Genomic DNA, 25,643 nt, shown 5'->3' with positions numbered 1-25,643 from the left:
CCACGTCAAGGCCCTGAGGACGGGGGTTGGGCCGCACCGGGCGGACAGTTCTGGCAACTTGGCTGATATGAGTACGGCAACGCACAGATCGCCCCTGACCGACTGGACCGTCGTGGTCCCCGTGGTGGCCCTGATCGCCCTCGTCTTCAGTTGGGGACGCGATCTGCCCGCACTCGCGGTGGGGCTCGTCTCCCTCTGCCTCGGCGGCGCCGTGCTCGCGGCGGTCCACCACGCCGAGGTCGTGGCCCATCGAGTGGGCGAACCGTTCGGCTCCCTGGTCCTCGCCGTCGCCGTCACCGTCATCGAAGTGGCGCTGATCGTCACGCTGATGGCCGACGGCGGCCCCAAGACCGCCTCCCTGGCCCGGGACACCGTCTTCGCGGCCGTCATGATCACCTGTAACGGCATCGTCGGCCTGTCCCTCCTCGTCGGAGCACTGCGCAACCGCGTCGCCGTCTTCAACGCCGAGGGATCCGGTGCGGCCCTCGCCACCGTCGCCACCCTCGCCACCCTCAGCCTCGTGCTGCCGACCTTCACCACCTCCAAGCCCGGACCGGAGTTCTCCACCGCCCAACTGACCTTCGCGGCCTGCGCCTCACTCGCCCTCTACGGGCTGTTCGTCGCCGTCCAGACGGTCCGTCACCGCGACTACTTCCTGCCCGTGGACACCAAGCGCCGCCGAGCCGAGGCCGCCGAGGCCGCGGCGGCGGCCGCCGCCGGCGAGGAGGACGAGCACGCCGCCCCGCCCACCTCCCGCGCCGCCCTCATCAGCCTCGGTCTACTCCTCGTCGCCCTCGTCGCCGTGGTCGGCGACGCCAAGGCCGTCTCCCCGACCATCGAGCGCGGGGTCGCCAACGCCGGACTGCCCAACGCCGTCGTCGGTGTGATCATCGCGCTGCTGGTGCTGGCCCCCGAGACCCTGGCCGCCGTCCGTGCCGCCCGCCGCGACCGCGTACAGACCAGCCTCAACCTCGCCTACGGCTCCGCCATCGCCAGCATCGGCCTGACCATCCCGGCCATCGCACTGGCCTCGATCTGGCTCTCCGGTCCGCTGCTGCTCGGCCTCGGCCCGATCCACATGGTGCTGCTCGCCCTCACCGTGGTGGTGAGCGCCCTCACCATCGTGCCCGGCCGGGCCACCCTGCTCCAGGGCGGCGTCCACATCGTGCTGCTCGCCGCGTACCTCTTCCTCGCGGTCAGCCCCTGACCCGTCCGCACGTGCCGCGGCCCCTGACCCGTCCGCACGTGCCGCGGCCCCTGACCCGTCCGCACGTGCCGCGGCCCCCCGGGACGGAAGCACCGTCCCGGGGGCCGCGCGGATCTCCGGGTGTCAGCGCCGCTCGCGCTCGAGGACTGGCCGTACGTCAGCAGCGTGCGCGCCACCGGGCAACCACTGCCGTCCCAACCGACCGCCTGCATGTGGCTGGAGCCGTGCGTGACCTCCGGGTAGCCGCCGACCGACGCGTTCCACGGCGCCTCGATCTTGTTCCAGACGCCCAGCGCCTCGGTGCCGCCACCCACCGGCAGCCTGCGGCCGTCGCGCACCACGAACTGATGCTCGCCCAGCGGGGCGTCCAGGGCGATCCCCGCCGTCCTCAACTCCTCGACCGTGTCCGCGAGCGCCCTGCCGACACCGGGCGCCGCCTGGTTCAACGTGCGCGGCGTGCGCACCGGATCGGCCGCCGAGAACGGCACCGACCACAGGTCCCTGGCCGGGGTGCCCGTCGTGAGCCTGCGCCAGAACCGGTCGAAGAGCAGCGCGCCCCGGCTGGAGCTGTTCGCCGTGCGGTCCCAGCCCGCCAGCACCCCGCAGGCCGCCGAGACGTCCACCGCCGCGCCGTCGCTTCCGGTCGCCGTGCCCCCGGGCAGGGCCGCACACGCCTTCGCCGCGTCGGCCGCAGCCAGGTCGCCGGCCGGGACCCGGTTCGCGTACTGCTGACGCTCCAGATCGGCCACCCTCAGCCGCCCCTTCGCGGCCATCGCCCCCACGTCCTCCAGCGCGCCGCGCGTACGCAGCGAGCGCGGGCCGGCGGCCGATCCCCAGATCCGCTCGTACCCGGTCAGCGGCCGGTCCGCGTTGGCGAACCAGGCGCTGCCGTTGGAGTTCGCGGGCGTGCTCGGAGCGGGGGCAGGCGGGGGTACGGCGCAGCTTCTCCCTGGCCGCGGTGCGCGCGCTCCCCGCCGGCTGGGGCCTTGCGGCGGACGGCAGCGCGCAGGGAGGCGTACGCGAACGACCAGGAGCAGCCTCGTCGTGCAATTCCGCCCGGTCGCCTACATCCTGAGCGTGCGGTCGAGGGTCCCGCAGAGAACGCCTGAGCCGGTCAAAGGTGCCCCGGGCGTCGAGTGGTGCGGCGTGCCTGTTTGCTGACCGCCTTCCACTGGCGGCGTACGTCGGCCATCTCGGCCGGATCCTCACGACGGCGGTGATAGGCGATCTCTGCCCGGAGCTTGCGCCAGGTGGCGAGGCGGTCGACGTCCAAGGCGCCGGTACGGGAGGCCTCCTCGACGGCGCAGCCGCCGTCGCCGTCGTGGCCGCAGTCGCCGTACCGGCAGTGGACGGCCAGGGAGGCGATGTCGGTGAAGACATCGTCGACCGATGTCTGCGCCGCCGCTACTTCCAGGGAACGGATGCCCGGGATGTCCAGAAGCACTCCGCCGCTGGACAACAGGTGGAGGCGACGTGTGGTCGTGGTGTGGCGGCCACCGGCGCGGCCGGGGGCGGCGACCGCCTCGGAGGTTCCTTCAAGGGCGTTGAGCAGGGAGGTCTTGCCCGCGCCGGAAGGGCCGAGCATGACCGCGGTGGTGCCGTGGGTGAGATGGGTGCGTAGGGAGTCGAGTCCGTCGCCGGTGAAGACACTGACGGGGACGACGGGGACACCAGGACTGAGGTGTTCGGCTGTGGCGGTGTTCTCGGCACCGCCGTCCTCGGTGATGTCGCTCTTGGTCAGGACGAGAACGGGCTGGGCGCCGCTGTCCCAGGCCATCACGCTCAGGCGCTCGACCATGGTGGTGTTCAGCCCGCCGTCCAGCGGGACGACGACCAGGACGGTGTCGATGTTGGCCGCGAGGACCTGACGCCCGTGTCCGGAGCCTTGGCCCCGACCGAGCGCGGTGCTGCGGGGGGCGACGGCGTGGATACGTCCGTCGTGGCCGAGTCTGACCCAGTCGCCGGCAACGGGGGTGACCTGCAAAGAGGTTGCCGAGCCGGCGGTGTGCGCGATGAGGGTGCCGTCCTCGGAGGGCCGCAGAACCTCGCATACGGTGCCGTGGTTGACGACCGCTCGTGCCCATCCGTGGCCGCTGGGTGCCCGGCCGAGCCGGGTGACGGTCGGAGTGTCGGTCATGGAGCGTCCTTGGTGGTGATGAATCCGGTCCAGGTGCGGCGCATGCGGTCGCCCGCGGTGGCGTCGACGCGCTGGACGGCGTGCATGGTGTGGGCGCGGAAGACGACCAGGCGGTTGGGGCGCGGCAGGATGAGAGCGGGGTGCTTCGCGCAGTGCAGAAGGGCGGTGCCGTCGGGGGCGTCGGCGCGGGAAGCCTCGTCGAACAAGGCGAGGCCGCCGCCCCAGTCGGCGTTCCAGGTGCGGTGGACGAAGTAGACGTAGGCCCCGATACGGTCGGCGCCGGCGTCGTTGTGCCAGCTCAGTCGGGAGCCGGCGGGGTAGCCCCAGGCGCTGAGCGTGAGGGAGACGTGGTTGCCTTTGCCGGCGGCGTCGAGCAGGTCCAGATGATCGGCCACCCGCTCCTTGACGGCATGCTGCCAGCGGGGCGCGTCGGGTGCGGTGTCGCCGAGGGGCTGCTTCTCCTCGCCGCCGCGGTACGCGAAGCCGTCGTACACCGGGTCGATGGTGCTGAGCACGGGTTTGAGGCGAATGCGCTCGATGTCGTCGGCGGCTGCTTCGAAGTCGGCTCGGGGCAGCAGGTCGTCGATGACCACGTATCGGTCGCCGCGGGAGTGGACGCGGATGCCGTGGTCGGGCGTGGCGGGTGTGATGGGTGGGCCGAGATTCATGCGTTGGCCTTCCTCGTCTGTCCGGCGAGGCGCGCGGCGGGGATGCTCAACAGGACGAGAAGAACGCCGACAACGGCGAAGACAGTGTCGTAGTGGGCGGCGAACAGGCCGCCGAGGAGCATGCCGACCGGGACGCCGGCGGAGTTGACGAAGTTGTCCACGGAGCCGAACCGGGAGAGGAACCGTTCGGGTATCTCGCTCTGGTAAGTGGTGTCCCAGACGATGCCGCAGGCGGCGATGGTCAAGGAGGCCAGGGCGAAGGCGGCGCCGATGACAGCGGTGGGCAACTCATCGCGCAGGGTGAGGGCGGCCATCTGCAGGACGACACCGATGGTGACGACGACGGACGCCGCTTTCCACGGATGCCGGTTCATCGCCATGACGGCCAGGGAGCCGACGAGGGAGCCGGCGGCGAGGCAGGTGGCGAGTACGGACCACGCGCCGTTGCCGCCGAGGGACTCCACGGCGATGACCGGACCGGCGACGGCGGCCAGACCGATGCTGAGGGAGATCACGAACCACAGGGCCATGCCGAACGAGAACCACGGATAGCGAGCCATGATGGTGAACGCGGCGCGGAAGCGGGCGTCGCCATTCGCATGCGCCATGTCTGCGGTGGACTCTGCGGGGACGGTGCCGGGCTCGGCCTCCACGTGCGGCGCCGGCCGGTGGCGGGCGGGGGTGTGAAGGCGTGTGAGCCGGATCAGACAGCCGAGGTTGACGGCGAATGAGGCCACGTCGAGCCAGAGCACCCAGGAGAACCCCACCGTGCTCATGAGGACACCGGCCAGTACGGGTCCGAGCAGGAAGCTCACGTCGGCGAGGAGGGACAGCAGGCTGTTGGCCCAATGGAGCTTGTCCTCGGGGACCAGCTCGGGGGTCAGACCTATCTGGGCGGGGTTGTAGAGCGCGGTGCCCGCGCCGTACACGGCGGCGGAAAGGCACAAGTGCCAGGTCTGCAGGGGCAGTGGACTGATCACGACGACGGCGAGCGTGCCCTGGGCCAGGAACCGCAGCAGGTCGGCGCCGATCATCACCTTCACGCGGTCGTATTGGTCGGCGAGCCGGCCACCGGTGGCGACGAGGAGGAAGCGGATCGCCCACAGGGAAAGGAGTACCGCCGTGAGTCCGCCGGCCGATCCCGAGACCTGGTAGGCGGCGAGGGCGAACGCGACGGGGACGGCCGCGTCGCCGAGGCTGGAGATGGCGTGACCCGCGAAGAACGTCGCGAAGCGGCGCTCCCGGAATATCGCGGCCCGGTCCTTGAAGGGGGCGGTGAGCACAGGCGGGTCATCCTTCACAGATCAGGAAGTCGTTGCGGGCGCCGAAGGCGACCAGGGCACGGAGGTCGGCGGCGGGTAGGCCGGCTGCGGCGAGAAGGGTGTCGAAGGTGAAGGCGCCGCCGCTGCCGAGGATTACGACGGGTCGTTCGAGGCGGCGGTCGAGGCGGATGCGCCGGCCCATGGTGGTGACCGTCACGTGCCCGTCGGCCGTGGTGATGTGCGGGGGCCATCGGCTGGCCCAGCGGATCCGTGTGGTGGGGCCGACCTCCCCGGTCAAGGCACTGCGAAGCGAGGCCCCGACGCGGCGGTCGGGGCGTAGGGCCAGGCGGGAGGCGCCTGACTCCTCGCAGAGCTCGGCGAGCGGCTCGTATCCAACGGTCAGGTGGATGGTGAGTTCGCCGGTGCCGCAGACGCGGTGCGCGGTGTGGCGCGGTACGGACAGGCACATGCCGGGGGTCAGGACACGGTCGAGGCTGTCGTCCGCCAGGTCGGGGGAGCGTGCGCCGGTGCGGGAGTCGACCTGCCAGCGCTTTCGCCCCAGGAGTTGCAGGATGAGGGTGTCGTGGCCGTCGCTGTGCAGATCGAAGGCGGAAGACTCACCCGCGGTGATGTAGCAGTTGACCCATGCACGGGCGTACAGGAGGTATTCGAGAGCCTCGCACAGCAGCATGACCCGATCGTCGAGCGCTTCGAGATGGCTGATGACGAGGGTCGCCCCGCGTTCGACGGCGCCGTGCAGATAGGCGGGCACGAGAGTGGTGTGCAGGATCTCCCCGTCGCCGACACGGGAACGCATCCACCGGCTCCGGTCGACATGGCGGCCGGATTCGACGAGGCGGAAGTTGGTCGCGAGTGCGCCCGGTCGGGCCAGCGCGGACCAGACACCGGCCAGCAGGGCTTCGTGTGCGGCTTGGTCTTGGCCGGGGTCGGAGGGTGCATGGAGGCGGACCCCGCCGGACGGCGGCCGCTGGTCTCCCAGGCCCGCGAGCAGTGTGTCGGCATATCGGAGGGCGTCGAACGAGGTCATGCGGCGATCACTGCTCCCAAGGCGTAAAGGGTGCGGGCCAGTTCGCCTCGGCTGTCCGGGGTGAGCCGGGCGGGCAGGAGCGCCGTCAGCTCACGGAAGGAGAAGGGAGCGGTGGACGCAGTCGCCCGCACCAGGGAGTCGAAGTCGGCCCGCTCCCCGACGGGAACCGTGAGGGTGCGGCCACGGACGACAAGGGTGGTGCGACCGGCGTGCGCGGCCACTGCTACGGCACCGGGCCGGGCCCAACGCAACGGGCCGTCGATGACGGGGGCGCCCGAGCGGGGCAGGGCGGCGCGGTGGGGTCGGCTGAGGTGGCCGTTGGTGCGCAGACGGAGCTGGGTGAGTGTCAGCTCGTGGGCGACGCGCTCGGCGAGAGAGGGGTCGGCGGTGTCCTCGGCCAGCAGGGTGCGGGCACGGTCCGCGACGGCACCGGCGGGCGGGTAGTCGGGGAGGGGGTCGGCCGGGCCCGCAGCGCGCCACAGTGCCTCGGTGATCAGGGAGTGGGTCCTGACCGGGTACAGGGTGAGCCCGAGAAAAGCGGTGGGGCCGAGGTTTCGGAAAACGTGATAAGTGTCCTGCGGAATCAGCAGGAAATCACCGGGGCGCAGTAGCCGACGTTCGGCGGAGCCGAGATGCTCCTCGATGTCGAAGGTAATTTGTCCGAACGATGGGCTCGGGGTTATACCGGAGGTATCGAACGGGTTCTCGTGCCAGATCCAGACTTCTTTGGGGGACGGTCCGAGGTGGAAGATGAGGGAGGGTTCGTCATCCTTGTGGATGCCGAAGGGTGTCCATCCGGAATGGGCGATGAAGGTGTACACATCAGTGCCGGAAGGCAGTTCGTGGAACCCGTCCGTCACGAGTTCCTCGACCATTGCGGAGACTTCGGCGCACAGCCGGAGGTCCCAGGTGGAGATGTCGTTGACGGCCACGCACGCCTCGTCGCCGCCGGCGGTACGGGCCAGCCACTCCACCGCGCTCTCGCCATCCGCGAGGGGTGAATCCACGAAACGCTTGGTGAGCGGATAGTCGAAGGCGCCGGGGCGGAAGGCGCGCAGACGCAGGTCGCCGGGCGCCTGGCGGGTCGCCGTCCGCAGGCTGCAGTCGATCAGCCGACCGAGACGCTGTGGGTCGGTGACCAGGCCGGGGAGGAAGACGGGGCTGGCGAAGCCCGGAGCGTGGGCTGCCGCGAACGCCTTCCAGGTCTTCATGTCGATGCTCATTCAGCTCACCACTCGTTCGGGAGGTACGGCCGGCGCGGCCGGCCGTCCGCGAGGACGACCGGCCGCGCGACGGTGTGGACTCAGTGGCCGACGTCCCGACGCGGGCTGAACTCGGTCTCGAAGTCGTAGTTGTCGTCCTCGAGGATCTCCATGACGAGGTTCTGCTCGTTCTCCATGATGCGGAATTCCCTTCTCAGTGATTCTGTTCCACAATTTTCCGGCAAGAGTGCCGAAAATTGACCGGCCGGGGTGGGGTCGGGCCGCCGGGCGGGCGTTCCGTTCGTTTCCCCGGTCCGTTCTGGAAGCAACTCTGACATTCGTTCGAGGGCGTTGTCATCCATTTGGATTGACACGAAGTTCCCCTGGCACGGTTGTGTCAGATCAGGCCTTGCTGTGCGGCTTGGAGTCCGAGCTGGAATCGGCTGCTGACTTTGAACCGTTCCGTGAGGGCGGTGATCATCCGTCGTTCGCTGCGCAGGGAGATACCGAGCCTGCGGGCCGCCGCCTCGTCGGTCAGCCCTTCGGCCAGGAAGCGCAACAGAGCCCGCTCCTGAGGCGAGCAGGTGGCGGGGGCCTCGCCCTCCGACTCCTCCTCGGCCGCCGTGTCCCACAGGTACGTGAAGAGGGCACGCAGGCCCATGAGGGCGCCGGACTCGGTCAGCAAAACGGCTCCGGTGTCGGGATCCTCCGGGTCCAAGGGCAAGACGGCACGCGCATCCTCGACGATGCGCAGTTGCAGGGGCAGGGAGGGCAGGGTGCGCATCTCGGCGCCGGCCTGCGCCAGGCGCCGCACCGAGCTACGGCGCTGGACGCCGGGCAGGTGAAGGACGCGTACGCGCACGCCCCGCGCGAGCAGGTCGAGGAGGACGGCCACATCGAGGTCCCACGGGCCGCCGCCGGCCGCGGCGGCGGTGGGGGCGAGGGCGAGAAGCTCGCCGCGGGCCTGCGCCGACAGGTCTGACTGGACGCGTTGTACGGCTTCGTTGCCGGTGAAGCGTTCCACACTCGCCGTGCCCGTGCGGCCGTGCGCGACGTAGTCGGCGAGGAGGGCGTCCACGGCGGACCGGCTCGCCTCGATCTCCAACTGGGTGCGGGCCAGTTCGTCCTGACGGCGCTCCAAGAGCGCCCCGAGCCCCGCCCGGGGCGGTACGAGCAGCGGGGTACCCGGGCCCGAGCCGTCTGTGTCCGCCGTGCGCAGCAGGGCGAGGTCGGCGAGCGAGTCCAGCGCCCGCGCGACGGCTGACCGGCCCTGGCCCAGCCCCTGAGCCAGCTGGTCCACATCCCAGGAGGGGTGCTCCAGCATGAGTCGGTAGACCGTCTCGGTGCCGGAGTCGAGTCCGAGCGCGCCCAGTAGCAGGGTCTCTTCGCCGTCATGCGATGCCGGGCACAGATGTGCCACGGCGTTTTCATGGCTCCGCCAGGCTTGGGATGCGTGCATGGTCAAGGCTCAGACTCCGTTGTGGTTCCGGCAGGTTGGCGCAGCATGAGGAGGCCCCGCTAGCGGATCGCTAGGGACGGCTGACATAGGCTCCCGCCATGCATGGTCAGCGAGGCGCGTTGTTCCAGTTCCGGATACTGGGGCCGCTTGAGGTGCGGTACGTCGGGGAGACGGTGGCCGTCACCGCCCCCAAGGAACGTGATCTGCTCGTCCTGCTGCTGCTGAAGGCCGGGCACATCGTCCCGGCGGAGGAGCTGATCGACGGACTCTGGGGGACCACACCGCCGACGACCGCGCGCACGACGCTGCAGAACTACGTCAAGCGGCTGCGTCGAGTCCTCCGGGAACCCGGAGACGGACAACGCGAATTGCTGGCGACCCGGCCGGGAGGCTATCTGCTGGGGCTGGAGGGCGAGTTCTTGGACGTCGGGGAGTTCGAGCGGCTTGTCGGCAGCGCGGCCGCGGCCGCCGCGCGCGGTGACGACGTCACCGTCTCCGCACGGCTCGGCGCCGCGCTGTCCCAATGGCGCGGCCAAGCGCTGGCCGGCAGTCGCTCCGAGTACCTCCGGCAGGTGGAGGGGCCCCGTCTAGAGGAAGCTCGGATGGTCGCCTTCGAGCAGCGGGTCGACGCCGACCTGAGGCTGGGCCGGCACGCCGCCGTGATCGCCGAGCTGCACACCGAGGCCGCCCGGCAACCACTGCGGGAACGGCTCCAGGGGCAACTGGTGCTCGCTCTCTACCGTTCGGGACGGCGCGGCGACGCGCTCGCGGCCTCCCGGCAGGCCCGCTCACACCTCGTTCGGGAACTGGGCCTGGAACCCGGTCCCGAACTCGCCGCGCTCCACACCCGCATCCTCGCCGACGATCCGACCCTGATGGAGATCCGGCCCGCAGCGGCGCCCCCACGCAGCGCTCCGTCCACCCGCTCGGATCCGTTCGGCCACACCGAGACCGGCCCTGCCTCCTCCGCCCCATCCGTCCTCCCCTCCCAACTCCCTCCCACCACAATGGTGTTCACCGGCCGCGCGGAGGCCCTGCGACGGCTCGACGAGCTGATGCCCGCCGCAGGGCCACAACCGCCGGGAGCGGCCCGCATCGTCCAGATCACCGGCCAGGGCGGGGTCGGCAAGACGGCCCTCGCGGTCCACTGGGGCCACAGCCGGCGCAACCGGTTTCCCGACGGGCAGCTCTACGTCAACCTGCGTGGTCACGGCGGCGGTCGGCCCCTGCGATCGATCGACGCGCTCAGCGAGTTCCTGGAGGCGCTCGGCGTGCCCCCGCGCGACGTCCCCGTGACGGAGGAACGCGGCGCCGCCCGGTTCCGCTCACTGTGCGCCGACCGGCGGCTGCTGGTGATCCTGGACGACGCACGGTCGGAGGAGCAGGTCAGGCCACTGCTACCCGGCAGCGCGGACTGCATGGTGATCGTGACCAGTCGCCTCTCCCTGGCCGGCCTCGTGGCCCGCGACGGGGCGCTGCCCGTGCCGCTGCCGGTCTTGGAGCTGCCCGAGGCCGAGCAGATGCTCGTCAACATCCTTGGTCCCGCACGGGTTTCGCGCGAGACCGCGGCGGCCGCCGCGCTGACCGCCGCCTGCGCCCGACTCCCCCTAGCCGTCGGCATCAGCGCGGCCGACCTCGCGCTCCACCCGGACCGGACCCTGGCACAGCAGGTCGAGCTGCTGACCGGGGCCGACACCCTGTCCGCCCTGGAACTGCCCGGGGACGGCCAAAGCGCGGTGCGCACGGTCTTCGCGAGGTCGTACGCCACCCTGGAGCCGGACACCGCCCGCATGTTCCGACTCCTCGGACTCCTGCCGGGTGAGGACATCACGGCCGGGGCCGCGGCGGCGCTGGCCGGCACGCGCCCCGCCCGCGCCAGTGCGCTCCTGGGCAGCCTCACCCGCTCCCACCTCCTGGAGGAAGGGACCGTCGGCCGGTACGCTCTGCACGACCTCTTGCGCGCCTACGCCCGCGAACGGGCCCACGCCGAGGAACCCGACAGCGAGCGCGACGCCACCCTGAGGCGTCTGTATGACTGGTACCTGACGAACGTCGACAAGGCGGCCAGGCTGATCCAGCCCGAAATGGTGCGCCTGCGGATGTACGCGGACGGCGCCGACCTTGCCTTCGACACGCTGGACGACGCCGCCGACTGGCTCGACGCCGAACGGGCCAACGTCGTGGCGATGGTCCAGCGGGCTGCGGACGAGGGCCCTCTGGAAGCCGCGTGGGGTCTGGCCGACGCGTTCCGGCCCTACCTGATGCACTCCTCACACACCGCCGACTGGCTGGCAGTGGGAGAGGCGGGACTGGCGGCGGCGGAGGCGGACGGGCACGTCTTCGGTCAGGCGGCGACGCACCGGATCCTGTCGAGCGCCTATCTCGTCCTGGGCAGGTACGAGGAGAGCACACGGCACGACCTGGCCGCGGCGGAGCTGTACCGGAGCGTGGGAGCCGCGGCCGCCGAGGCGGCGGCGTGCAACAGCCTCGCCCTCGCGGCCTGGTACGCGGGTAGGCTGGATGACGCGGTGGCCCACGGAAGCCGTGGTCTCGCCCAGGCGAAGAGCGCCGGCGAGCTGGTTCCCGAACTCATCATCAGCTCCAACCTGGGCGCCATCCTGCACGAGGCCGGCATGCTCCGCGAGGCCGAGGAACTCTACGAGAGCATGATGGGCGGCAGGGTCGTGGCCCACGCACCGACCACTGAGGGCCACATCCTTCGCAACTTCGCCGCCGTCCTGCACGACCAGGGGCAACCGGTGCGGGCCGCCGAACTCCTCGCGCGGGCCGAGGACGTTCAGCGTAGGGCGGGCCAGGGACCCAGCAACCTGACCTACACCCTCTTTTGGAAGGCGGTCATGGCACTTCAGCGCGGCGACCGGGCCGGCGCCCTCGCACACCTCGACGAGGGATTCTCCCTCGCGGGTGGCGACATCAGGGCCGAGGCGCACCTGCACACCGCACGCGGCATGCTCTCCGAGCGCACGGGGGGCCACGAGGCCGCCCTGCAAAGCTTCGAGCGGGCCAGGGACCTGGCCAGGCAGTGCGCCTCACGCAAACCCGAGCTGGACGCCCTGACCGGGATGGCACGCTGCTCCCTCGAGCTGGGGCGGATCGAACAGGCCCGCTCGCTCGCCGAGGAGCTGCTGGAGGAAGCCACGGTCAACGGCTACCGGCTCTTTCGGGGCTACGCATTGACGCTCCTGGCCGAGATCGCCTGCCAGGAGAAGAATTACACCGAGGCAGAGAGTCGGGCCAGGGAAGCGGTGGCGGTCCAGCTGGCGAACGCCCATCCCAGGGGCCGGGCGGATGCCCTCGTCGCCCTCGCGCACGCGCTGCGTGGCGCGGGCGACACCGAGGCCGCGCGTCTTCGGGTGGAAGAGGCGTCGGAGCTCTGGTCCCACTTTGCCCCGCAGCGCGTGGAGGAGCTCCTGCGACGAGCCCACTGACCCGCTCCCGGCGCGGACATCGGCAGCCGGCGCCGAGGCGGAGGCCGGGACGCGGATCGCCGCCGCCTGCCCCGGCCGGCGTCCAGACGCACCGTCCACCAACGTCCCGGCACCCGTTCGTCCAGCTCACCCACTGTGACCTGCGTCATCCCGGTCGCCCTCCCGTCATGCGTCGGCGCTGCTCGCGCCTACCCCTGGCTCTCTTCGGCGGGGATCTGGCGCAGGTGCTACAGGGCGCGGTGCCGGGACTTGACCAGGGCCCGGTAGGCCCCGAAGCGGGAGAGGCTCTCGTCCACGGTGTGGGGAGTCGAGCCAGGCCATGGTGCGTTCGATGGTCCAGTGGTGTCGTCCCAACCGCTGGGAGGACTCGATGCCGCGGCGGGCGCTGCGGTGGGTGATACCGCGCCCGCGTAACCATCGGCGCAGGTGGGCGTAGTCGTAGCCTTTGTCCGCGTGGACAGAGCGCTGCCGGACGGGCCGCGCTCGGCGTCGGCCGAGGCCGTGGTCTGGGGCAGCGCGGCCGCGGCGGCGGGCAGGGCGGCGCCGACGAGGGCGACGCGACGACGCAAGGGACGGGTGCGGATGTGCAACGTACCTCCCAAGTGACCTGTGCATGGGCGGGATTGCCGGTGAAACAGGTGGTGCCTGCGTGCCCCCACACTCATGCAGGCCGCCCGACGATCTGTCAACATCCCGTTCGGTATCCGGGTTGTTGACCTCGGACGGGGGAGGGGGAAGGATCACGCCATGACGCCACAGGGAGCGCTGACGCCCGACGGAGCCGTGACGCCCGACGGGTCCGTGACGCCGGGGGACGCCTCGACCGCCGGGCATGACGTGACGGCCGGGGGGTCGGGGCGAGCGGTCCGGGCGAACACGGTCGACGGGCTGCTCCGCGACAGCGCCCTGCGGGTCCCCGACCGGGTGGCGCTGCGCTACCGCGAGCGGACCTGGACGTACGCGGAACTCGACGCGGCCGTCACCACCGGCGCCGCCGTGCTGCGCGACCGGTACGCGCCGGCCGCCGGCGACAGGGTCGCGACCTACGCCCACAACTCCGACGCCTACCTCATCGCCTTCCTCGCCTGCGCACGCGCCGGGCTCACGCACGTCCCCGTCAACCAGAACCTCACCGGCGAGGACCTCGCGTACATCCTGGGGAACTGCGCGAGCACGCTCGTGCTCGCCGACCCGGACCTGGCCGAACGGATCCCCGCCGGACACACCGTGCGCGCCCTGCGCGACGCCCCGGACTCCTTCCTCTCGGAGCTGGCCGAGCCGCTGCCCTTCACCCCGGACCGGACCGCGGACGCCGTGGTGCAACTGCTCTACACCTCCGGGACCACGGCCCTGCCCAAGGGCGCGATCATGACCCACCGCGCGCTGGCGCACGAGTACGAGAGCGCCATCGCCGCCCTGGACCTGGTCGAGACGGACCGGCCCGCGCACGCGCTGCCGCTCTACCACTCGGCGCAGACGCACGTCTTCCTGCTGCCCTACCTGGCGGTGGGCGCGGAGAACACCGTGCTCGACGCACCGGTGGCGCAAGAGATCCTCGACCTGGTGGAAGCGGGCCGGGTGGACAGCCTCTTCGCCCCGCCGACGGTGTGGATCGCGCTGGCCAACCACCCCGGCTTCGACCGGCGGGAACTCGGCGCGCTGCGCAAGGCCTACTACGGGGCCTCGATCATGCCGGTGCCCGTGCTGGAACGGCTGCGGGCGCGACTGCCCGGGCTCGCGTTCTACAACTGCTTTGGGCAGAGCGAGATCGGCCCGCTGGCCACGGTGCTGGGACCGGCCGAACACGAGGGTCGGATGGACTCGTGCGGTCGACCGGTGCGCCACGTCGAGGCGAAGGTCGTCGACGAGGACGGTGCCGACGTCGCGGACGGGATCGCGGGCGAGGTGGTCTACCGCTCGCCGCAGTTGTGCCTCGGCTACTGGAACGACCCCGAGGCGACCGGGAAGGCCTTCCGGGACGGCTGGTTCCGCTCCGGGGACCTCGCCGTACGCGACGCGGAGGGCTACTTCACCGTCGTCGACCGGCTGAAGGACGTCATCAACTCGGGCGGGGTGCTGGTCGCCTCACGACAGGTGGAGGACGTCCTGTACACCCACCCCGGGGTGATGGAGGTGGCCGTCGTCGGCCTGCCCGACGAGCGGTGGATCGAGGCGGTCACGGCGGTGGTGGTGCCGCGTGGGGAGGTAACGGAGGCGGAGCTGATGGCGTACGCCCGCGACAGGCTCGCCCATTTCAAGGCCCCCAAGCGGGTGCTCTTCGTGGACGCGCTGCCCCGCAACGCCGGCGGCAAGATCCTCAAGCGGGAACTCCGGGACCGCTTCGGGGGTCAGGGCGTCTGACGGGTGGCGTGCGGCGGGCCGGGGCGGCGGACGGGGATCCCGGCGCGGCGCGTCGCACGCGATAGGCGGGTGCCGCCCGGGACCCCGCGGCGGCAGGTTCGCGCCGGCAGGCGACGGGGGACGGGGCCCCGCGGGGCGGGCGACACCGGGGGGCGACGCCGATGACGTTCGGTTGCTCGGACGAGTCAGCCGCCGGCGCACTGGGACGACTTCCTCGGCTACCTGCTCGTGTACATCGGGGGCATCACCGTCCTGCCCTGGCTGCTCGGCTACGGCGTCACGCGCCTGCCGTGCTTCGCGCGGGCCCGCCGGGCACGCCCCGGGGAGGGCGCGGAGGAGGGCGCGGAGGGGGGCGCGGCGCGGACGCCGGCTACTCCGGCGGAAGGCCCGAGCGGTGGAGCCGGCGCAGGGTGAGGCGTTCGTGGAGCAGGCGGCCGACGAGGGCGCCGCCGTAGACCACGAAGCCGACCCCGACCAGCCAGGACTGGACGACCAGCAGCGTGCCGAAGGGGCCGTACGTCACCGCGTTCGAGGCGATCAGCGGGGAGAACACCAGTTGCGAGAACACCCGGAGCCCGAGCAGGCCGATGCTGGTCGCCACCGCCCCCGGGAGCAGGGCGCGCCAGCGGACGCGCCCGCCCAGCAGGAGTCGCTGGGATGACCAGAAGAACAGCACGGTGCCCAGCAGGTCGGTGATCGTGCCGACCACGCTGCCGATCACGTCGTGCGGCGGGGAGGGGATTCCGACGAGCATCGCGAGGTAGCAGACCAGCAGGGCGAGCCACACCACGTGCCGCCACATGGTGTGCCAGCGGGCCGTGGGCAGGTCCCACACCTTCTCGTAGCCGGTCTGCACGGCCGAGCCGAAGGTCAGGCCGAACACGGCGAGCGCGGCGAGCCCGAAGGCCGTCGTCCGCTCCAGCGCCAGATCCGCGGATCCGAACAGCACCTCCACCCGGGCCCGCGAGGAAGCCGTCACGCCGAGGGCCTGGCCCAGCCAGCGGCCGAAGCCGTAACCACTGCCGGGGGCGGCGGCCGCGACGACCACCAGCAGCGGCACCAGGGTGAGGAACCCGAGGGCGGCGAAGCCCATCGCCCGGTGCATCAGCTCCATCTGACGACCCCGGCTCCAGGCCAGCCCGGCGAGGGAGGCCTGGAGGCGGTCGTGCAGCAGCCGGGGCTTCAGGGTCACGCCCACTGGCCTACCCGGGAGCACCCGAGGCCCTCCCGCGCGCACCCGCAAGTGGGCCCGAAGGGGTGGTTTCCGGCATCCACGCGGCTGACGGGACCGGGTGGCCGCGTGCGGAGCCGTCCCGGCGGTCCCGTGCGGAGCCGTCCGGGCGTCCCGTCCCGTGTGGAGCCGTCCCGGCGTCTACGGTCTGGCGCGGAGGTCCCGGACCCGCTTGATCTTGCCCACCGAGCGTTCCAGGGTCTCCGGGTCCACCACCTCGACACGGACGGACACCCCGACGCCCTCCTTGACGGCGCGGACCACCTCGGCGGCCGCAGCCTCGCGGCGGTCGTGATCGGTGCCCCGCCGGGCCTCCACCCGCACGGTCAGGGTGTCCAGGCGGCCCTCGTTGGTCAGTCGCAGTTGGAAGTGCGGGGCCAGGCCCGGGACGCGCAGCAGGATCTCCTCCACCGCGGTGGGGTAGAGGTTCACCCCCCGCAGGATGATCATGTCGTCGCTGCGGCCGGTGATCTTCTCCATCCGGCGGAACGCGGGCCGGGCCGTTCCGGGCAACAGCCGCGTCAGGTCCCGGGTCCGGTACCGGATGATCGGCATGGCCTCCTTGGTGAGCGAGGTGAACACCAACTCGCCCGGCTCCCCGTCCGGCAGTACCGCCCCGGTCAAGGGGTCGACCACCTCCGGGTAGAAGTGGTCCTCCCAGATGTGCAGGCCGTCCTTGGTCGAGGCGAACTCCTGGGCCACGCCCGGTCCCATCACCTCGGACAGGCCGTAGATGTCCACGGCGTCCATGTCCAGCCGCTCCTCGATCTCCCGCCGCATCCCCTCCGTCCACGGCTCCGCACCGAAGATCCCCGTGCGGAGCGAGGTGGAGCGGGGGTCGATGCCCTGGCGTTCCATCTCGTCCAGCAGGGTGAGCATGTAGGACGGGGTCACCATGATGACCTCCGGCCGGAAGTCCTGGATCAGGCGGACCTGGCGGTCGGTCATGCCCCCCGAGGCGGGCACGACCGTACAGCCGAGCCGCTCCGCGCCGTAGTGCGCGCCGAGGCCGCCGGTGAAGAGGCCGTAACCGTAGGCGACGTGCACGATCTGACCGGGGCGACCGCCCGCCGCCCGGATGGACCGGGCCACCACGTCGGCCCAGGTGGACAGGTCCCCCTCGGTGTAGCCGACGACCGTGGGCCGTCCGGTGGTCCCGCTGGAGGCGTGGATGCGCCGCACCTCGGAACGCGGCACGGCGAACATCCCGAAGGGGTACTGGTCGCGCAGATCGGACTTGGTGGTGAACGGGAAGTGGGCGAGGTCGGCCAGGGATCGACAGTCGTCCGGATGCAGGCCGGCCTTGTCGAACGCCTGCCGGTAATGGGGCACGTTGTCGTAGGCGCGATGCAGGGTCGCGCGCAGCCGCCTCAGCTGGAGAGCGGCCAGCTCGTCGCCGCTCAACCGCTCGCTCTCGTCATGGATGTCCGCGTGCGCCCTCATGCCGTCACCTCATCGCCTGCCAACCGACCGATCATTCGGTAGAGTGCCAGGCCCTCGGCGGTTAAATCAATGACTCGAACGAGTGATCGCCTGATTTCCCGCCGCGTGCGACCCCCGCCCCTTGAGCGCCCACGCCGCGCACCCGCCGCACCGACGCGGGCCGGAGTGCCGACGGGGAGCCGCCGTGCCACGCTGAAACAGGGGCTCTCGCCGGTCCTGGCATCCCAGGCCCGACGCTGCGACCTAGGGAGATCGAGATGGCCAGTGACCCCGTCGGACACCGGGCGGGCCACGTGCACACGAGCCCCACGCACGCGCCCGCCTCCGGTACCACCCTTCTGGCAGCAGCCCTGATGATCGTCGGCGGGGTGATGGCGGTCCTCGAAGGGATCGCCACCGTCGTCAACGACGACCTGTTCGTCGTCACCCGCCACTACGTCTACGAATTCAGCCGGACCGGCTGGGGCTGGGTCCACATCATCCTGGGCGTGGCCCTCGTGATCGCCGGCTGCGCCGTGATCGGCGGAGCCCTGTGGGCACGCTACTTCGGCGTCGCCATCGCCAGTCTCGGGGTGGTGGCCAACTTCCTGTGGCTGCCGTACTACCCCTTGTGGGCCCTCGTGCTGATCGCCGTCAACCTCCTCGTCATCTGGGCCCTGTGCACCGGCATGCACCGCGAAGCGGATGCGGGCCGGGCCGCGGCCGTTTGAGCCGGCCGTCGACGCGCCGCCCGGGATCCGGGCCTGCCCGCCCTCCGCGCGGGCACCCGGCCGGGGGGCGTGAGCGCGGGCGGCGCGCCGGCCCGCGGCGTACGGTCGAATGAGGAGCCCCGGCCGAGGAGGCACGCACCCCGGCCGAGGGAGTACGAAGGGAGGCGACGGCATGTCCGTCATCGACCCCGCGGTATCGGTACGACTCGGCGCCCCCGGCGCCCGCCGCCTGGTCGGGCTGCTGGCCGAGGTCGCCCACCTGCTGGAGAACCCGGACCGGCTCCGGCTCACCGACGAACAGGCCGCCGTGATCGGACAGGGCACGAACCGCGCCGAGCTGGCGGTCTGGGCCCGCGAACTCGCCGCGGAACTGCGCGCCCAGTTGTAGCCGCCCGAACGGCCTACGGGGCCGACGGCGCGGCGGACCGGGTGGGTGGTTGACTGGCGGCATGCCGCTCGAAGACTACGGAGTGTTGTCCGGAACCCTCCATCGCCATTTCCGCGACCAGCCCGACACCCAGGGACGTTGGTTCCACGTCAATCTGGAGGTCGACACCCCCGAGGGCCGCCACCGGTGCGCGATCGACGTGGACAGCAAGGAATCCGCCACCGGCGTGCGATGGAAGGTCGTCACCCTCGCCGCCTCGGTGGTCGATCCCGCGTCCGGACTGCCGCCCGGCTTCCACCACCTCGCCCGGACCTCGGGCTCGGGCGCCGTCGACTACCTGCGCCACCCCGCCCTGCGCCCCCGGACCGGATGCGGGATCGCCTGGCTCCGGGCGGCCCTGGACCGGCTGAGCCCGCCGCGCCCGTGGGTCGCCGGCGACCATCTGGCGGCCTCGCGGGCGCTGGAGCCGATCCTCGTGCCGGGCAGGTCGATCCTCGTCTTCGGGGAGCCCTTCTCCCACGGCGGCCTCGGCGTGCACAACGTCCACCAGAACCAGGGCGACCCGTACGGCAGCCAGTGGTGGGCGGACAACGGGACCTGGCAGGACGGCGCGACGATGACCCGCCGCGAGGACGGGCAGTACGACGTGTTCCTGTCGAAGTTCTCCACCCAGGCCGACCGGACCGACGGCGACGGCCACCCGGTCGGGTGACCGTGGGCCCGCGACCCGCCGGTCGGGGCGATCCGTCCGGGCCGGCGGGGAACCGCCCGGCCGGCGCGTATCAGGGGGTCGCGTCCGCGCCGTCCGCCTCGGTCGCCACCGTCTTCGCCCAGCGGTAGTCCGCCTTGCCGCTGGGCGAGCGCTGGATCGCGGGGGCGATGACCAGTTGGCGCGGGATCTTGTACCCCGCCAGCCTGGTGCGGCAGTGGTTCTGTATCTCGTCCAGCGTCGGCTCGCCCGCACCCTCGCGGATCTGGACCACCGCCGCCACGTGGCTGCCCCACCTCGGGTCCGCCACGCCGGCGACCAGGGCGTCGTACACGTCCGGGTGCGACTTCAGCGCCTGCTCGACCTCCTCCGGATACACCTTCTCCCCACCGGTGTTGATGCACTGCGAGCCGCGGCCCAGCACCGTGACGATGCCCCGTTCGTCCACGGTGGCCATGTCACCGAGCAGCACCCACCGCTCCTCGCCCTTGCGGAAGAAGGTCTCCGCGGTCTTGGCGGGGTCGTTGTAGTACCCGAGCGGAACGTGCCCCCGCTGTGCCAGTCGCCCCGGCTCGCCCACCGGCACCGGCTCGTGCGTCACCGGATCCACCACCTGCGTACGGTCGTTGACCTCCAGGCGGAAGCCGTTCTCCGGACCGGAGTCGTTCGTGGCCTTCCCGTTCGACCCGGACTCGGACGAGCCGAAGTTGTTCAGCAGCATCACGTGCGGCACGAGCCGCTGGAACTCGGCCCGCACGGTCTCCGACATGATCGCGCCCGACGAGGAGACGCTGAAGAGGGACGACAGGTCGGTGCCCCGCAGCGGGCCGTTCAGGGCGTCGATGAGGGGCCGCAGCATCGCGTCACCCACCAGGGACACACTGGAGACCTTCTCCTTCTCGATGGTCCGCAGCACCTCCTCGGGCGCGTACTTGCGGTGGATCACCACCCGCTGCCCGTAGTTGAAGGCGATGAACGAGGTCAGCGTGGACGTGCCGTGCATCAGCGGGGGAGCGGGGAAGAAGGTGAGCCCGGCGCCGCGCGCGGCCACCCGCTCGGCGAGTTCCTCCGGCCGCTTCACCGGCTCGCCGGAGGGTTCCCCGCCGAACAGCCCGGCGAAGAAGAGGTCTTCGGCCCGCCACATGACGCCCTTGGGCATCCCGGTCGTGCCGCCGGTGTAGATGATGAACAGGTCGTCGGGAGAGCGTGGCGGGAAGCCGCGTTCGGGGGAGCCGGATGCCGCCGCGTCGGCGAACGGGACCGGTGTGAGCGAGGGTTCGGGCGCCCCCTCGGGGGCCGCGCCGACCCGGATCAGGTGCCGGAGCCTCGTCGTCTGCGGCAGCGCGGCCGCCACGCGCCCGGTGAACTCGCCCTCGAAGACGAGCGCGGCGAGGTCGGCGTCGTTGTAGAGGTAGACCAGTTCCTCCTCCACGTAACGGTAGTTGACGTTCACCGGGACCAGTCGGGCCTTGAGGCACGCCAGTACGGTCTGGAGGTACTCGACCCCGTTGTAGAGGTGCAGCCCCAGGTGCTCGCCGGCCCGCAGCCCGCTGTCGAGCAGGTGGTGCGCGATGCGGTTGGCCGCCGCGTCCAACTCCGCGTACGTCAGGCGGTGCTCGGCGCCGGTCCCGGGGTGGTCCACGTACACCAGTGCCTCGCGGTCCGGGACCACGTCCACGACCGACTCGAACAGGTCGGCAAGGTTGTACTCCACCGTTCCTCCTGACCCGAAAGATCCCATGCGTGGGCTGCTCGGCGGTCATTAGAGCGCCGCCCATGCCAACTGGGAAGGGCGCGGGACAAGAAAACTGACTGTGTGTCAGAAAACTATTGAACTGCACTCGCCCCTCCTGCAACCTGTTCTAGGTCTTGAGACGGGAGGACGGCAATGGGTGGGACCGAACACCTGATCGTGGAACGCCGCGGAGCCACGCTGGTGCTCACCATGAACAGACCGGAAGCGAAGAACGCGCTCTCGCTGCCGCTGTTGGTGGGCCTGTACGACGGCTGGCTGGAGGCGGACGCCGACGACGCGATCCGCTCCGTGGTCCTGACGGGCGCGGGCGGCGACTTCTGCGCGGGCATGGACCTGAAGGCGCTGGCCGGGAAGGGCATGGCGGGCGACCAGTACCGGGACCGCCTCAAGGCCGACCCCGACCTGCACTGGAAGGCCATGCTCCGCCACCACCGACCGCGCAAACCGGTGATCGCGGCGGTCGAGGGGTACTGCGTGGCCGGCGGTACCGAGATCCTCCAGGGCACCGACATCCGGGTCGCCGGCGCCGGGGCCACCTTCGGGCTGTTCGAGGTCAAACGCGGTCTCTTCCCGATCGGCGGCTCGACCGTGCGGCTGCCCCGGCAGATCCCCCGCACCCACGCGCTGGAGATGCTGCTCACCGGACGGCCGTACCCGGCCGAGGAGGCCGCGCGGATCGGGCTCATCGGGCGGGTGGTGCCGGACGGCACTGCGTTGGACGCGGCCCTGGAGATCGCCGAGCGGATCAACGCCTGCGGGCCGCTGGCCGTCGAGGCCGTCAAGGCCTCCGTCCACGAGAGCGCCGAACTCACCGAGACGGAGGGACTGGCCGCCGAACTCGCCCGCGGTTGGCCCATCTTCGACACGGCCGACGCGAAGGAAGGGGCCCGGGCCTTCGCCGAGAAGCGGCCTCCGGTCTACAAGCGCGGCTGACCCTCACGCGCCGGACGCCCGACACGTCCACCGTCCCCCACCGCCCCGGAGAAACCGGAGACCCCTCCATGACAGCAGCCGCGTCCCCGCCCGAGGTGCTGCGCGCACCCCTGGTCGTCGAGTTCCCCTTCACCCGCTCCCTCGGGCCCGTTCAGAGCGCCTTCCTCACCGGTCTGCGCGAACGGGTCGTCCTCGGCGTCACGACGTCCGACGGCAGGGTGATGGTCCCGCCCGTCGAATACGACCCCGTCACCGCCGACGAGATCCGCGACCTGGTCGAGGTGTCGGCGACCGGGACCGTCACCACCTGGGCGTGGAACGGCGATCCGCGCCCGCAGCAGCCCCTCGCCACCCCCTTCGCCTGGGTCCTCGTCCGCCTCGACGGCGCCGACACCGCGATCCTGCACGCCCTCGACGCACCCGACCCCGAGTCGGTGAGCACCGGCATGCGGGTCCGGATCCGCTGGGCGGCGGATCGCGTCGGGGCCATCACCGACATCGCCTGCTTCGAACCGGCCGACACCCCCGCCGCACCGCAAGCCCCTCCGCGAGTTTCCCCGCAGGCCGTCCCGCACGACGGGGTCTTCGCGGACGCGGTCACCGGCATCGTCGCCGAGGCCCGCCTGGACTACACGTACAGTCCCGGCCGCGCCCAGACCGCCTACATCAACGCCCTCTCCGAGCGGCGGACCGTCGGCGAGCGCTGCCCCTCCTGCCACAAGGTGTACGTGCCCCCGCGCGGAGCCTGCCCGACCTGCGGGGTGGCCACCACCGACCGGGTCGAGGTCGGCCCCGCCGGAACGGTCACCACGTACTGCATCGTCAACATCAAGGCGCGCAACCTCGACATCGAAGTCCCCTACGTCTACGCCCACATCGCGCTCGACGGCGCGGACCTGGCCCTCCACGGCCGGATCGGCGGCATCCCCTACGACCAGGTCCGCATGGGCCTGCGCGTCGAACCCGTGTGGACCGAGGGCGGTCGCCACCCCGACCACTACCGCCCCACCGGCGAACCGGACGCGGACTACGACGTGTACAAGGAGCTCATCTGATGGCCAGGACGAGCAGGCACGCGCGCGACGTGGCCGTCGTCGCCTTCGCCCAGAGCGACCACCGGCGCGACACCGACGAGCTCAGCGAAGTCGAGATGGTCATGCCGGTCCTGCACCGGGTACTGGCCCGGACCGGACTGAAGGCCGGCGAGATCGGCTTCACCTGCTCCGGCTCCAGCGACTACCTGGCGGGCAGGGCCTTCTCCTTCACCATGACCCTCGACGGGGTCGGCGCCTGGCCGCCGATCTCCGAGTCGCACGTGGAGATGGACGGCGCCTGGGCCCTCTACGAGGCCTGGGTCAAGATCCAGACGGGCGAGGCCGACACCGCGCTCGTCTACGCGTACGGGAAGTCCTCGCCGGGATCGGTGCGCGACGTCATGACCCGACAGCTCGACCCCTACTACCTCGCCCCGCTCTGGCCCGACTCGGTGGCCCTGGCCGCCCTCCAGGCCCGGGCGCTGATCGACGCGGGCGAGACCGACGAGCGCGCCCTGGCCGCCATCGGAGCCCGCAGCCGGACCTCCGCCGAGACCAACCCGCACGCCCAACTCAGGGGCCCCGTACCCCAGGGCGAGTACCAGGTCGCCCCGCTGCGCACCGGGGACTGCCCCCCTGTCAGCGACGGCGCGGCCGCCGTCATCCTCGCCGCCGGGGACGTGGCCCGGGGGCTGTGCGAGCGGCCCGCCTGGATCACGGGCATCGACCACCGCATCGAGGCACACGGCCTCGGGCTCCGCGACCTCACCGACTCCGTGTCCACCCGGCTCGCCGCCGAGCAGGCCGGCGTCTTCGAGGGGACCGTGGACACGGCCGAACTGCACGCGCCGTTCTCCTCCCAGGAGGTGGTGCTCCGCAAGGCGCTCCGGCTCGGCGACGAGGTGGACGTCAACCCGTCCGGCGGAGCGCTCGCCGCCCACCCGGTCATGGCCGCCGGCCTGATCCGCATCGGCGAGGCCGCCGCCCGCATCCACCGCGGCGAGTCCGACCGGGCCGTCGCCCACGCCACCTCCGGTCCCTGCCTCCAGCAGAACCTGGTCGCCGTCCTGGAAGGGGACCGAACATGAGCAAGGAGCCCGTGGCCGTCGTCGGCATCGGCCAGACCAAGCACGTCGCCGCCCGACACGACGTGTCCATCGCCGGACTCGTCCGGGAGGCGGCGGTACGCGCCCTGGAGGACGCCGAGTTGACCTGGGCGGACATCGACGCCGTGGTCATCGGCAAGGCCCCCGACTTCTTCGAGGGCGTGATGATGCCGGAGTTGTACCTGGCGGACGCCCTCGGCGCGGTCGGCAAACCCATGCTCCGCGTCCACACGGCCGGCTCGGTGGGCGGCTCCACCGCCCTGGTCGCCATGAACCTGGTGGCGGCCCGCGTCCACCGGACCGTCCTGACCCTGGCGTTCGAGAAGCAGTCCGAGTCCAACGCCATGTGGGGACTCTCCCTTCCGGTGCCCTTCCAGCAGCCGCTGCTGGCGGGAGCCGGCGGGTTCTTCGCGCCGCACGTGCGCGCGTACATGCGGCGCACCGGAGCCCCCGACACGGTGGGCTCGCTCGTCGCCTACAAGGACCGGCGCAACGCACTGAAGAACCCGTACGCACACCTGCACGAGAGCGACATCACCCTGGAGAAGGTCCAGGCCTCGCCCATGCTGTGGGACCCGATCCGCTACTCCGAGACCTGCCCCTCCTCGGACGGGGCCTGCGCGATGATCCTCACCGACCGCGAGGGAGCCGCGCGGTCGCCGAGGCCGCCGGCCTGGGTGCACGGCGGCGCGATGCGCAGCGAGCCGACGCTGTTCGCCGGCAAGGACTTCGTGTCCCCGCAGGCCGGCAAGGACTGCGCGGCCGACGTCTACCGGCAGGCGGGCATCTCCGATCCCCGCCGGGAGATCGACGCGGTGGAGATGTACGTGCCGTTCTCCTGGTACGAGCCGATGTGGTTGGAGAACCTGGGCTTCGCGGCCGAGGGCGAGGGCTGGAAACTCACCGAGGCGGGGGTGACCGAACTCGACGGGGACCTGCCCGTCAACCCGTCGGGCGGTGTCCTGTCCACCAACCCGATCGGCGCCTCCGGAATGATCCGCTTCGCGGAGGCGGCGCTCCAAGTCCGCGGCCAGGCCGGCGAACACCAGATCGCGGACGCCCGGCGGGCCATGGGGCACGCCTACGGCGGCGGGGCACAGTTCTTCGCGATGTGGCTGGTCGGGGCCGAACAGCCCACCGGCTGAACGGAATCCGATGTCCGGGCGGGGCGCCGGGCCGGCCGGCGGTGACCCGTCGCGGCCTGTGCGGCACCCGCCGGCGTGGTTAATCTTGCCCTCGGACGACGTACCGGGAGGTGCACGCACGTGGCCGAGAGCATGACTTCGCAGCCCCTCGCAGGCTGGGGCAAGCCCGACCTCGATCTCAGCGGGGCGGACTGGCGGTCGAGCAGCCGGGGAGCGGGTGACGTTCAGATCGCCTTCGTGGAGGGGTTCATCGCGATGCGCAACAGCGGCCGGCCCGACAGCCCTTCGCTGATCTTCGCGCCGGACGAGTGGCGCAGGTTCGTCCTGGACGCGCGGGGCGGCGAGTTCGACCTGACGTAGGCGGGACCTGACGTTTCGCGGCCGTCGGGGGCGCA

Annotated in this window: 20 protein-coding genes and 2 pseudogenes; 11 read left to right on the top strand and 11 right to left on the bottom strand. The window is 71.6% G+C overall.

Features of this window, described 5'->3' with window-relative positions:
- The first annotated feature begins 67 nt into the window (after window positions 1–67).
- Window positions 68–1,207 (top strand): calcium:proton antiporter, encoded by a 1,140-nt coding sequence (locus OHA84_RS05690; protein ID WP_053682019.1) that lies wholly within the window; start codon window positions 68–70, stop codon window positions 1,205–1,207.
- 137 nt (window positions 1,208–1,344) lie between these two features.
- Here the strand turns inward: OHA84_RS05690 and OHA84_RS05685 are convergent.
- The 7 genes and pseudogenes from OHA84_RS05685 to OHA84_RS05655 form a co-directional block, all read right to left on the bottom strand.
- Window positions 1,345–2,181 (bottom strand): annotated as a pseudogene (locus tag OHA84_RS05685) (penicillin acylase family protein); the annotation flags it as partial.
- 140 nt (window positions 2,182–2,321) lie between these two features.
- Window positions 2,322–3,344, bottom strand: a complete 1,023-nt coding sequence (gene rsgA / locus OHA84_RS05680; protein WP_266972925.1) for a ribosome small subunit-dependent GTPase A — start codon at window positions 3,342–3,344, stop codon at window positions 2,322–2,324.
- On the bottom strand, window positions 3,341–4,012 hold the full coding sequence (locus OHA84_RS05675) for a 2OG-Fe(II) oxygenase (RefSeq protein WP_266972927.1): 672 nt from the start codon (window positions 4,010–4,012) through the stop codon (window positions 3,341–3,343). The genes rsgA and OHA84_RS05675 overlap by 4 nt, the downstream gene beginning before the upstream one ends.
- Window positions 4,009–5,295, bottom strand: coding sequence for an MFS transporter (locus OHA84_RS05670; protein ID WP_266972929.1), 1,287 nt, complete (start codon window positions 5,293–5,295; stop codon window positions 4,009–4,011). The genes OHA84_RS05675 and OHA84_RS05670 overlap by 4 nt, the downstream gene beginning before the upstream one ends.
- 7 nt (window positions 5,296–5,302) lie before the next feature.
- A complete protein-coding gene (locus OHA84_RS05665) occupies window positions 5,303–6,322 on the bottom strand; it encodes a JmjC domain-containing protein (protein ID WP_266972931.1) in 1,020 nt (339 codons plus the stop codon).
- Window positions 6,319–7,545, bottom strand: a complete 1,227-nt coding sequence (locus OHA84_RS05660) for a cupin domain-containing protein (RefSeq protein WP_266972933.1) — start codon at window positions 7,543–7,545, stop codon at window positions 6,319–6,321. Before OHA84_RS05660 ends, OHA84_RS05665 begins: the two co-directional genes overlap by 4 nt.
- 376 nt (window positions 7,546–7,921) lie before the next feature.
- A complete protein-coding gene (locus OHA84_RS05655) occupies window positions 7,922–8,944 on the bottom strand; it encodes a LuxR family transcriptional regulator (protein ID WP_266972935.1) in 1,023 nt (340 codons plus the stop codon).
- Window positions 8,945–9,081: 137 nt separating this feature from the next.
- On the opposite strand from OHA84_RS05655, the gene OHA84_RS05650 reads away from it, so the two are divergent.
- Complete coding sequence (locus OHA84_RS05650) at window positions 9,082–12,432, top strand: BTAD domain-containing putative transcriptional regulator (protein WP_266972937.1); 3,351 nt, start codon at window positions 9,082–9,084, stop codon at window positions 12,430–12,432.
- A gap of 312 nt (window positions 12,433–12,744) precedes the next feature.
- Here OHA84_RS05650 and OHA84_RS05645 read toward each other — a convergent pair.
- A pseudogene (locus tag OHA84_RS05645) lies at window positions 12,745–12,927 on the bottom strand (IS5/IS1182 family transposase); the annotation flags it as partial.
- 252 nt (window positions 12,928–13,179) lie between these two features.
- Between OHA84_RS05645 and OHA84_RS05640 the strand changes: the two are divergent.
- Window positions 13,180–14,793, top strand: coding sequence for a fatty acyl-CoA synthetase (locus tag OHA84_RS05640; RefSeq protein ID WP_266972939.1), 1,614 nt, complete (start codon window positions 13,180–13,182; stop codon window positions 14,791–14,793).
- Between the two features lie 370 nt (window positions 14,794–15,163).
- On the opposite strand, the gene OHA84_RS05635 is transcribed toward OHA84_RS05640, so the two are convergent.
- Together OHA84_RS05635 and paaK are read right to left on the bottom strand one after the other, a co-directional pair.
- On the bottom strand, window positions 15,164–15,985 hold the full coding sequence (locus OHA84_RS05635) for a YhjD/YihY/BrkB family envelope integrity protein (protein ID WP_234350226.1): 822 nt from the start codon (window positions 15,983–15,985) through the stop codon (window positions 15,164–15,166).
- Window positions 15,986–16,165: 180 nt separating this feature from the next.
- Window positions 16,166–17,467, bottom strand: coding sequence for a phenylacetate--CoA ligase PaaK (paaK, locus tag OHA84_RS05630; protein WP_053682039.1), 1,302 nt, complete (start codon window positions 17,465–17,467; stop codon window positions 16,166–16,168).
- Window positions 17,468–17,724: 257 nt separating this feature from the next.
- Between paaK and OHA84_RS05625 the strand changes: the two genes are divergently transcribed.
- From OHA84_RS05625 to OHA84_RS05615, 3 genes are all read left to right on the top strand, one after another.
- The gene (locus OHA84_RS05625) at window positions 17,725–18,177 is read left to right on the top strand and encodes a hypothetical protein (protein ID WP_266972943.1); all 453 of its coding nucleotides are present in this window, start codon (window positions 17,725–17,727) and stop codon (window positions 18,175–18,177) included.
- Window positions 18,178–18,349: 172 nt separating this feature from the next.
- Window positions 18,350–18,565, top strand: coding sequence for a hypothetical protein (locus OHA84_RS05620; protein WP_266972944.1), 216 nt, complete (start codon window positions 18,350–18,352; stop codon window positions 18,563–18,565).
- A gap of 61 nt (window positions 18,566–18,626) precedes the next feature.
- Window positions 18,627–19,277 carry a DUF2278 family protein gene (locus tag OHA84_RS05615; RefSeq protein ID WP_266972945.1) on the top strand — a complete coding sequence of 217 codons (651 nt, stop codon included), beginning with the start codon at window positions 18,627–18,629 and terminating at the stop codon, window positions 19,275–19,277.
- Window positions 19,278–19,347: 70 nt separating this feature from the next.
- On the opposite strand, the gene OHA84_RS05610 is transcribed toward OHA84_RS05615, so the two are convergent.
- Complete coding sequence (locus tag OHA84_RS05610; protein WP_266972946.1) at window positions 19,348–20,988, bottom strand: acyl-CoA synthetase; 1,641 nt, start codon at window positions 20,986–20,988, stop codon at window positions 19,348–19,350.
- Window positions 20,989–21,162: 174 nt separating this feature from the next.
- On the opposite strand from OHA84_RS05610, the gene OHA84_RS05605 reads away from it, so the two are divergent.
- The 5 genes from OHA84_RS05605 to OHA84_RS05585 all read left to right on the top strand — a co-directional run bounded on the left by OHA84_RS05605 (window position 21,163) and on the right by OHA84_RS05585 (window position 25,608).
- Entirely contained in the window at window positions 21,163–21,963 is an 801-nt protein-coding gene (locus tag OHA84_RS05605) for a crotonase/enoyl-CoA hydratase family protein (protein ID WP_053682044.1), read from the top strand.
- A 68-nt stretch (window positions 21,964–22,031) separates the two neighbouring features.
- Window positions 22,032–23,018, top strand: coding sequence for a Zn-ribbon domain-containing OB-fold protein (locus tag OHA84_RS05600; protein WP_053682045.1), 987 nt, complete (start codon window positions 22,032–22,034; stop codon window positions 23,016–23,018).
- Window positions 23,018–24,085 (top strand): thiolase domain-containing protein, encoded by a 1,068-nt coding sequence (locus OHA84_RS05595; RefSeq protein ID WP_266972948.1) that lies wholly within the window; start codon window positions 23,018–23,020, stop codon window positions 24,083–24,085. The genes OHA84_RS05600 and OHA84_RS05595 overlap by 1 nt, the downstream gene beginning before the upstream one ends.
- On the top strand, window positions 24,082–25,248 hold the full coding sequence (locus OHA84_RS05590; RefSeq protein ID WP_053682047.1) for a thiolase domain-containing protein: 1,167 nt from the start codon (window positions 24,082–24,084) through the stop codon (window positions 25,246–25,248). The genes OHA84_RS05595 and OHA84_RS05590 overlap by 4 nt, the downstream gene beginning before the upstream one ends.
- Before the next feature lie 120 nt (window positions 25,249–25,368).
- Window positions 25,369–25,608: a DUF397 domain-containing protein gene (locus tag OHA84_RS05585; protein ID WP_053682048.1), complete on the top strand. Its 240-nt coding sequence runs from the start codon at window positions 25,369–25,371 to the stop codon at window positions 25,606–25,608.
- The last annotated feature ends 35 nt before the right edge of the window (window positions 25,609–25,643 follow it).

It is taken from the genome of Streptomyces sp. NBC_00513, from assembly GCF_041431415.1.
Taxonomy (GTDB): Bacteria; Actinomycetota; Actinomycetes; order Streptomycetales; family Streptomycetaceae; genus Streptomyces.
Note: the sequence above shows the minus strand (reverse complement) of the source record. Positions and strands in the feature narration are given on the sequence as shown.